Source organism: Mesorhizobium sp. M2A.F.Ca.ET.067.02.1.1, from assembly GCF_004023285.1.
In the GTDB taxonomy this organism is placed as follows: Bacteria; Pseudomonadota; Alphaproteobacteria; order Rhizobiales; family Rhizobiaceae; genus Mesorhizobium.
This window is the reverse complement of sequence record NZ_RZSB01000830.1, coordinates 1-2,476: the sequence shown is the minus strand read 5'-3', so window position 1 is coordinate 2,476 and position 2,476 is coordinate 1. Positions and strand designations below refer to the sequence as shown.

Annotated in this window: 2 protein-coding genes; both read right to left on the bottom strand. The window is 64.8% G+C overall.

The genetic code is table 11. The features are described from left to right. On the bottom strand, window positions 1-1,330 hold a 1,330-nt coding region (locus EOA28_RS32430), incomplete at its 3' end, for an ABC transporter ATP-binding protein (protein ID WP_148671000.1). A 336-nt stretch (window positions 1,331-1,666) separates the two neighbouring features. After that, window positions 1,667-2,476 (bottom strand): BMP family protein (locus EOA28_RS32425; protein WP_148670999.1); only part of this gene is annotated, 810 nt, incomplete at its 5' end.

The following is a 2,476-nucleotide window of genomic DNA, read 5'->3' as shown; positions in this document are numbered from 1 at the left end:
GGAATTTCTCGTGGATGAAGCGGGCGGCGCCGATGTCGAGGCCGCGCGTCGGCTGCGAGACGATCAGCACTTTCGGGTCGAAGGCGAGCTCGCGTGCCAAAAGCGCCTTCTGCAGGTTGCCGCCGGAGAGCGCGCCGGCGCGCACCATCGGGCCAGGGCAGCGTATGTCGTAGGCCTTGATCTGTTCTTCGGCGAAGGCGCGGATCGCCGCCGGGTTGAGCAGGCCTTTGCGGCTGAAGGCCTCGGTGCCGATCCGCGGCAGAACCATGGAATCGGCTAGAGGCAGGTTGGTGACCAGTCCGGTGGTCATGCGGTCTTCCGGGATGCGGCCGAGGCCAAGCGCCTGCAGCTCGCGCGGCGAGAATTGCGTCACCGTTTTGCCGGCTATCGTCATCGTGCCGGCCCTTGGCGGCAGCATGCCGGAGATGACATCGGCCAGCGCCCGCTGGCCGTTGCCGGAGACGCCGGCGATGCCGAGTATCTCGCCCGCCCGGACGACCAGCGAGACGTCGCGCAGCGGCGTGCCGGCATGGCCGGCGGTGGAGATGCCGTCGAGCATCAGCACGGCGGCGCCGGGCGTCGAAGCCTCCTTGACCGGTGGGACGATTTCGTGGCCGCACATCAGTCTGGCCATCTCGGCCAAGGTGGTTTCTGCCGGGTGGTCGACGCGGCCGGCGACCTTGCCATGGCGCAGCACGACGCAGCGATGGGTGAGCGCCCGGACCTCGTTCAGCTTATGCGAGATGAAGATGATGCCGAGCCCCTGCGCCGCCATCGAGCGCAGGGCGGCGAACAGGCCGTCTACTTCGCTTGGCGCCAGCACGGCAGTCGGCTCGTCGAGGATCAAAAGCTTCGCGCCGCGAAACAGCGCCTTGATGATCTCCAGCCGCTGCTGCTCACCGACCGACAGCGCCGACACCGGCAGGTTCGGATCGAGGCTCAGCCCATACTGCCGGCTGATTTCGGTGAGCCGGGCGAGCCCGCGCGCACGGTCGATGCGGCCGGATTTGCCGGGAATGCCGATCAGCAGGTTTTCCAGCACCGTGAGGCGCGGCGCGAGGTGGAAATGCTGATGCACCATGCCGATGCCGGCGGCGAGCGCATCGGCCGAATTGTGGATGGCGACGGGCCGTCCTTCGACCAGGATCTCGCCGGCGTCCGGCGCGTAGGCGCCGAACAGCACGTTCATCAGCGTCGTCTTGCCTGCGCCATTCTCGCCAAGCAGGCCGAGGATTTCGCCGGGTGCGACGCTGAGGTCGACGGCCTCGTTCGCCTTGACGGCGCCGAAGCTCTTGGTGATGCCGCGCATTTCGATGAGTGGGGCGGACAAGGGTGCTCCCTGGATTTGCGATCCGGCTAACCGCCTAAAGCGCGTCGCGATCTTTCAGATGCGCTCCACGCGCTTTAGGTTTTGATTTTACGCATGTCTTTATCCCGAAACCGGTTCCCACTTTCGGGAGACATGCTTTAGGGCAGCGCGAGGCCCCCCTCTCTGGCCTGCCGGCCATCTCCCCCTCAAGGGGGGAGATCAGATGTCACGCCGGCTTTCGTCAACTTTCAACGTTGAAAAGATCGAGCGCCGTCAATGAAACTGCCGATCTCCCCCCTCGAAGGGGGAGATGTCCGGCAGGACAGAGAGGGGGCCTCGCGCCACCCTCAAAATGCATCAATCCGAAACCGGCGTGTTCTCGTCGACGTCGACGCGGAAATTGCCTTCGAGGATCTCGGCCTTTTTCTTCTCGACCAGTTCCTTCACCTCGGCGGGCAGCGTCTTGTCGAACTTGTGGTAGGGCGCCAGATACGAGCCGCCCTTGGCCATGCGCGAGAAATCGCCATAGTCCTGCGCGGTGAAGACGCCGGCCTTGACCAGCTTGATCGCCTGCTCGACCGTCGGATACATGTCCCAGACCGGGCCTGTGATCACCGTATCTGGCCCGAGGCTCGACTGGTCGGACATGTTGGAGATGGCGTAGATCTTCTTCTCCACTGCCGCCTCGATGACGCCGAAGCGCTCGGCATAGATGACGTCGACGCCGGCGTCGATCTGCGCGACGGCCGCTTCCTTGGCCTTGGGCGGATCGAAGAAGGAGCCGATGAAGGCGACCTTCTTCTTGACGTTCGGATTGACCTCCTTGGCTCCGGCGAAGAAGGCGTTGACCAGGCGGTTCACTTCCGGAATGCCCATTGCCGCGACGGCGCCGACCGTGCCGGACTTCGACATCTTGCCGGCGATCATGCCGGAGAGATAGGCCGGCTCATGGATCCAGTTGTCGAAGACGCCGAAATTGGGCTCGGCCGGGCCGGCGCCGGAGCCGAACAGCCAGGCGGTCTTCGGGAATTGCTTGGCGGTCTTTCGCGATTCGCGCTCGGCGGCGAAGGCGTCGCCCAGCACCAACTGGTAGCCGCCCTGCGCATATTCGCGCATGACGCGGCTGAAGTCGGCGGTCTGCACCTTTTCCGACCATTTGTATTCGAT